This window comes from Microvirga tunisiensis (assembly GCF_009296175.1).
GTDB classification, from domain to species: domain Bacteria; phylum Pseudomonadota; class Alphaproteobacteria; order Rhizobiales; family Beijerinckiaceae; genus Microvirga; species Microvirga tunisiensis.
This window is the reverse complement of the sequence record NZ_VOSK01000351.1, coordinates 1-5954: the sequence shown is the minus strand read 5'-3', so window position 1 is coordinate 5954 and position 5954 is coordinate 1. Positions and strand designations below refer to the sequence as shown.

Annotated in this window: 5 protein-coding genes; 4 read left to right on the top strand and 1 reads right to left on the bottom strand. The window is 59.8% G+C overall.

The window, feature by feature from the left end; genetic code table 11:
- Positions 1-166 precede the first annotated feature (166 nt).
- The 4 genes from FS320_RS36315 to FS320_RS36300 all read left to right on the top strand — a co-directional run bounded on the left by FS320_RS36315 (position 167) and on the right by FS320_RS36300 (position 2490).
- Positions 167-358: a hypothetical protein gene (locus tag FS320_RS36315; RefSeq protein ID WP_152717199.1), complete on the top strand. Its 192-nt coding sequence runs from the start codon at positions 167-169 to the stop codon at positions 356-358.
- Complete coding sequence (locus FS320_RS36310) at positions 348-869, top strand: hypothetical protein (protein ID WP_192926385.1); 522 nt, start codon at positions 348-350, stop codon at positions 867-869. The genes FS320_RS36315 and FS320_RS36310 overlap by 11 nt, the downstream gene beginning before the upstream one ends.
- A 171-nt stretch (positions 870-1040) precedes the next feature.
- Positions 1041-1469 carry a hypothetical protein gene (locus FS320_RS36305; protein WP_152717198.1) on the top strand — a complete coding sequence of 143 codons (429 nt, stop codon included), beginning with the start codon at positions 1041-1043 and terminating at the stop codon, positions 1467-1469.
- A 118-nt stretch (positions 1470-1587) separates the two neighbouring features.
- Entirely contained in the window at positions 1588-2490 is a 903-nt protein-coding gene (locus FS320_RS36300; RefSeq protein WP_152717197.1) for a hypothetical protein, read from the top strand.
- A gap of 88 nt (positions 2491-2578) precedes the next feature.
- On the opposite strand, the gene FS320_RS36295 is transcribed toward FS320_RS36300, so the two are convergent.
- Positions 2579-3955 carry a hypothetical protein gene (locus tag FS320_RS36295; protein ID WP_152717196.1) on the bottom strand — a complete coding sequence of 459 codons (1377 nt, stop codon included), beginning with the start codon at positions 3953-3955 and terminating at the stop codon, positions 2579-2581.
- Positions 3956-5954: the final 1999 nt, after the last annotated feature.

Genomic DNA, 5954 nt, shown 5'->3' with positions numbered 1-5954 from the left:
GCTCCTGAAGACCGGCCTCCAGGAGGTGTGTTCGGCGGCTGCGATGAACGTCTTGCGGGTCGTACACTGGTTGGACGGATGGCCGCGCACCAAGACGCGCGTGACCCGCTTTGCTGCGTTGGCGCCAGCCCTCTGAATTCGCCGACAGTATCTTCAGGATGTGTGGTTGCCGCGCGATAAGCTCGATGCCCGGTTGGCGCAGGCGAAGGCCGACGGCATTCACACGGTGCGGCTGGTGCTGGGCGATGGGATCGTCACCGTCGTCTCGGTTGGCAAACCATCGGTGCAGAGAGCAACAGACGCATCAGCCTATGCTTCGCCGGCTGCCTCTCCTGATGAGGAGGCGAATGGTGAGTAAGGGTGCTCAAGACCTTCCAATAGAGGCCCGGCTCGAGGCGCATGCGATCCTCGATCGCCTGACGATGGATGGGCAGACCTTTTCCCGTGAGGATGCAAAACGCCTGATCGCCCTGATCCCGGTCACACCCCGGCGGCGCTTCTCGTTCACCGGGCTGTTCCAGGGTCGCGGGCCTGACTTTCGCGGGCGGGCTGCCGGGGTCGGCGATGTCGAACTGCGCGAAGAGGGCAAAGAAAGGCGGGTGTCTTGGAACACCCCAGAGTCTCACCGGATTGGCGGTTACACGGTGTCACACACGCCTGGGCAGATCCTCATCGATCTGATGTGGATTGCGACGCGGGAAGACTTATCCGGGCAGAGCTGTCAGCTCGTCTACAATACTGAGACTGGCGAGCCACGAGCCATGGAGATCTCGGTTCAGCGCGCGCTGACGGTATTCGTTATCCGCCTGGCCTACATTTCCTACGTGCCCTGGAAGACGCCGGAGGTCGGACGCACAGGGGACGGCTGACCTATGATCGGTTGCAGTCTTGCGGATGGTTCAAGTGGGGCGTGATCTGGCATTCAGCAGAACGACGACTGGTACTCCCCGAACCCGGAGCGCGATGCCGCCTATACCGGCCTCGTCTTCGCCTCTACCTATAAGGGCGAGTCCCTGACCCGGTACTCCTGGGCCCTGCCCATGTCCGGGCCGGCCCTGCAGCACCCGGCGTTCAAGCGCCTGGCCCACCTGGCCGAGGTGATCCGTAATGGCGGCATCAACGAAATCAACAAGCTCCGCTTCGTTGATGACGCCGACCAGAAGCTCGTGGACGACATCGCCCGTGAGCAGGCCATCATCGACGGCGTCATCGAGGAGGCCGTCTCCCAGTACCAGCCCCGCGAGTGGGATCCGGAGCTGGTCCGCCTCATGGAGACCATGGATTGGACCTTCGACTACGCCGATCGTCCGAACAACGCCTTCTACGAGCAGCGCCGGGAAATCACCCGTCGCCTCCATGCGCTGCCGCTGGAAGTCGCGATCGCGTTCCTCCATGTGGCCGGCCACAGCTGGAGCTACGCCTATCACCTGCTCCGGAACCATCCGGATTCGGTAAAGGCCGCAGCCTAATTCCCAAACCCGCCCTCCGGGGGGTTTTCATGGTCGCTCACCTAAACCCGAAAAGAGATCTCCTCAAAAATTAGGATTGACCCCTGGCGGGTTCAAAATCCCAAGAAGGAGACCCGACATGATCGACGCTCGCATCGACACCGCTATCGCGATCCTCCGCTCCCTCGAGTCCCGCCAGTACACGATTGGCCGGGCTCGCTGGCAGGCCGTCCGCGATGCCAACGAGGTACTCGCCGCCCAGTACAAGAACACCCCCTGGGGCGTCATGGGCCTGACCACGAAATTCCTGGTCCACCCCGAGGCCACCTATCTGGTGATCAACCTGTGCGAGGGCCATTACGGCTCGTCCCAGCGTGGCCGGGTTTCGCTGACCCGTGTCGGCTTCACCTCTATCGACGATGAGCCCTACGCCATCGACATCGATACGGCCGAAGTCCTGGGCGAGATGAACGAGATCGCCACCACGGCCTACGACCGCTGGAAGCCGGAGTACTCGTACACCTCGCCCATGAAGGAGGCGGCCTACCACGGCTTCGTGTTCGGCTCTCCGTCCCCGCGCAGCAGCCGGACCTTCGACAAGTGGGTTCTCCCGCTGACCGGCCCGGCCCTGCAGCACGCCGCCTTCCGGCGCCAGGCCGAATTCGCCACCGATATCCTGCTCGGCAAAGTGCCGGCCATCGAGACCCTGCTGGCTCTCGATACCGTCAATGCCGAAATCGAGCAGGAGGACGATCGCCAGGAGGCTCTTGTCCGTGCCGTCATCGATGAGGCAGTTGCTCAGTACGTCCCGGCTGAATGGGACGCCGAGCTCGTCCGGCTCATGGAGAGCATGGACTGGACGTTCGATTACGCTGATCGGCCGAACAGCGCTTTCTACGCTCATCGCGATCAAATCGAGCGTCGCCTCAAGGCCCTGCCGCTCGAGGTCGCCATCGCGTTCCTCCACATCCCCGCGCACATGTGGAAGTACGCCTACCGGCTCCTCCGGAATCACCCGGAGGCGGGGAAGGCCGCGGCGTAATCGGCCCCAAATCTTACAGGTCCGAAAAACAGAAAAAGGCGGCACGTCTCGCGACGGCCGCCTTTCTTTGTGAGCATTCCCTCAAATCCTATGGAGGGAAGGGAACGTACCGAAGACGCTCAGGGAAATTCTTCGGTTCACCAGCCCAGGATCGCACGTCCGGAACGACGTTCGGATCCTGCTCCGCCCAAATGGCCAGATCGATCCGCGAGAAGCCCTTTGGCCATTCCATAGCATCGACGATCTCACGCCAGACGAGATGCTCGCTGTCTTCCAGATTGCCTAGGGCAAGATAATCGAGATGGGCAACCCACATCCGAGCGAGATCGTCGCTCATCTCACCCTTAGCGGCGCGATCGCTGAACTGCTCGGCGTCGGTAACGCGGGCATCGATTACATGCCAAACCGCCACACGATCACGCTCGCGCTGGATCTCTCTCTCGAGGCGGAACTTTTTCGCCTTAAAGACACCTCCAACGGAACGATAAATCCGAAGATCATTCTTGAACCGATCCTGCCGATATTCCTCATCTGGTTCATCCGTGTACGAGGTTGCGAAGATCCACTTCGTCATATCCTCGTCACTCATTTCCTCGCTCGGACTAGTCGTCGAAAGCCCAAAGTGCGGGAAAAGAGCCAGGACTGCAGGATCGACCTTCGACGCGTCCTTGGCATCGGAGAAGTCATACCGACGGGTGAACTTCGTCCGACGAACGCTCGGAAGCGGCAATTCCTCGCCCGGCTCGTTCTCGGCATCGAGACGCGCCTTCACCAGAGCCGCCTGCTCGGCCAGCTCCGCCTCATACTCAGGATCGTTCTCGACCACGGTGATCTGCACCGTCCGGGTCTCGACCGGCTTGATCTCGAACGCCGTCTCCGGCGTCTCGATCTGAATGGTGTCCTGACCAAGTCCACCTGCAAGGGTAGACTCCAGCAGAGCGGCCGCAACCTTCGGCGCTGCCTTAGGGGCCGGAGTCGGAATACGCGCTGGCGCTGCCGTGACGGGAGAAACCGTGCCGGACGTCGTACGCGAAGAGGCGCGACGGGGTTTACGCTCCGCCGGAGCCCGCAAGGACGGGCTGACGCCGCGGACAACGTCGCTGACCAGGGACGCCGTCACCCGCACCTTGGCGCGGGACTTCCTAGGCGGACGCGGATCGTTGGGTCCGTACTTACGCGGACGACCCCGACCCCGCTTCACGGGTTCGGAAACAACAATCCCCATCTGCGCGGCGAGAGAATTTGCAATCTCGCTGTTGTAGCGGCCGCCAGGAGTGACCTGCTCAAGAAAGTTCTCTTGCTTCTCGTACTCGGCAAGCTCACGGCGCACAATCTCGCGGGCCTCCTCAGCCGCACGGTCGATATCCGACAACCTTTCATAAAGCGACTTCTTACCGCGCTGAAGCTGAGACCGACGAGTGGTCGGACGCATGGTGCCCCGACCAACGTATTGAAAGACGGCCATGAACGGACTTCCCTGAACAGACGGGGCAGCGAAAAACCGAAAATCGATCTTTTAGTGCCAAGAAACTTGCAAAACGAATTGTACCGGAAGCCAAAGGAGCTCGACAATATAAATCGCGCTCCTTGCGGCACAAAAAATTACGATTTTTTGGCCCGGCTTGGCCTACGGCGCTTCCGCTCTGGAGGCTTCGGTGGTCGCCCGCGCTCGCGGACCTCCGGTTCAGGCAGATCCCCGTTAGGCGTTAAATGCCTCACAAGGGTCCGTAATTTGTGCTCCTGATTGCGATCATACCTGCCGCCAGGCGCCAGGATCTCCACTTCCATCAACTGAGCGTCGATGATCTCAATCTCACGATCAATCCGCGCCAGATCCCTCAGATGATCAGCGATCAGGCGCTGCCGATCACTCAAAACCGTGTCCCGGGCTTTATGGAGGCGCCGGCTCCGATCGCGAGGCCTCTCCTTGCCCCAGCGATATTCTTGGGTCCGCTCGCCTGGAGCCTTGGGGTCGTTCTCGTCTGTCCTCACGTGCCTTAACTGCTACTCGGCTCCGACCCAAGCCTGATGCCCTGGAAAGATGAATCGGGCGCCCCGGAAAGGGTATCTCGCAAGCCAAGGTACAATAATTCGCCGCGTTGAGGCACAAAAATAACACTCAATTTTCGGGGCCGCCGAACCCCAGAACGGCGCTCAGGAGCGGCCCAAAGGCTTTTCCCCGGAAAACGAGTTTTGAAATTCCTGTGCCAAAAGTGTTGCACAGGCTTTTTGGCCCCACAGGCTGGGGGTCACTCACTTCAGCTGGGCAACCCCATAATCAAGATTGAAAATACCTTTGACAGGGCTGTTGCACTTCAGGGCCGTCGGCCAGCGTTGGCCCAGCCACCCCACCAGGACGGCCGGGGGCGGCCGCGGCAGACCTAATGAAATTTGGTCAGCCAAAAGTGTTGCACGAATTTTTCTGCCCCACAGGGCCGAGGCGAAGCGGGTAGGGGAGGGATCCCCCAAAAACCCACTCGAATTTCCTCTGACACATTTATTGCAGTCGCTCTTGGTCGGTCGCCGCCTGTGGCCACCCTGCCCGATCGGTCATCGCAATTTGGATTGACGGCGTTGTTGCAAATCGATCTCAGACCCGACGGTCCTGCCCGCAAGGGAATTGCAATTAGTTCGGCCCACGTTGCTGCTGAATTTCCGAGCCAGCCCAGATGCCGGTCAAATGCCGCCTCTAACGAAATCGAAATTGCATTGACAGAAGTCTTGCAATCACTTTCGGCCAGGATTCGAGGGCACTGGCAACCTATGCCCGGCACTCTGAGATATGTCCTGCCGCGGATCTTGCAATTTGTTCTCTTGGCCTACGACCGTCTGAAATCCTTGCTTTTTAAGGCTTTCTGGCACGAAGCCTCTCTTGTTAGAGGCAGAGAAAATCCGGCGGTTCAAGGCAGGATAATTACACGAAGCCTCTGGCGGCCGCCGAGCCGCCGTTGCTGCGGGGATCGAATATTCATGCCCCAAGGATAAAATAATTTCAGGCCAGACCAAACCATGGCGGCTAGATCACGAGGCAAAGAAATTCTGCAAGAGAGCGCCAGATTGATCCCGGACAGATCCTGCGGCGGGGTCAAGAAATTCAGCGCAGCTGAGGCAGGATAATTCCAGTCTGAGTCTGGAAGCCCGGCCAGTCCGGATCGTCGGCCAGGCAGAATAAATACGAGACCCAGCAGCTCGATACCGGCCAAGACGCGGATCGAGCCAGACCGGGTAACCGCGCATTTGTGTTAGCACGCGCAAACCCGTACAATGCTGAAAGCCTTGATTTCCCAATGATTTCAAATATTTAGGTTCCATAATGGTAACATTGGCAAAAGTCCGGGCTGAGCTGGCGGGTCGGGGTTCCGGCGCAGCGACAATTCTGATTCAATCCCCTGCATGTCACCGGCCCCGGATCTTGATGGCCTGTCGAACGCCGATCTGAAGCGGTTGGTGCTGGAGCTGTTGGG

What these genes read in the sequence shown, in the direction of transcription:
- FS320_RS36295 (WP_152717196.1), bottom strand. Translation starts at nt 3,955, where the DNA reads ATGGCCGTCTTTCAATACGTTGGTCGGGGCACCATGCGTCCGACCACT.
- FS320_RS36310 (WP_192926385.1), top strand. Translation starts at nt 348, where the DNA reads ATGGTGAGTAAGGGTGCTCAAGACCTTCCAATAGAGGCCCGGCTCGAG.
- FS320_RS36305 (WP_152717198.1), top strand. Translation starts at nt 1,041, where the DNA reads ATGTCCGGGCCGGCCCTGCAGCACCCGGCGTTCAAGCGCCTGGCCCAC.
- FS320_RS36300 (WP_152717197.1), top strand. Translation starts at nt 1,588, where the DNA reads ATGATCGACGCTCGCATCGACACCGCTATCGCGATCCTCCGCTCCCTC.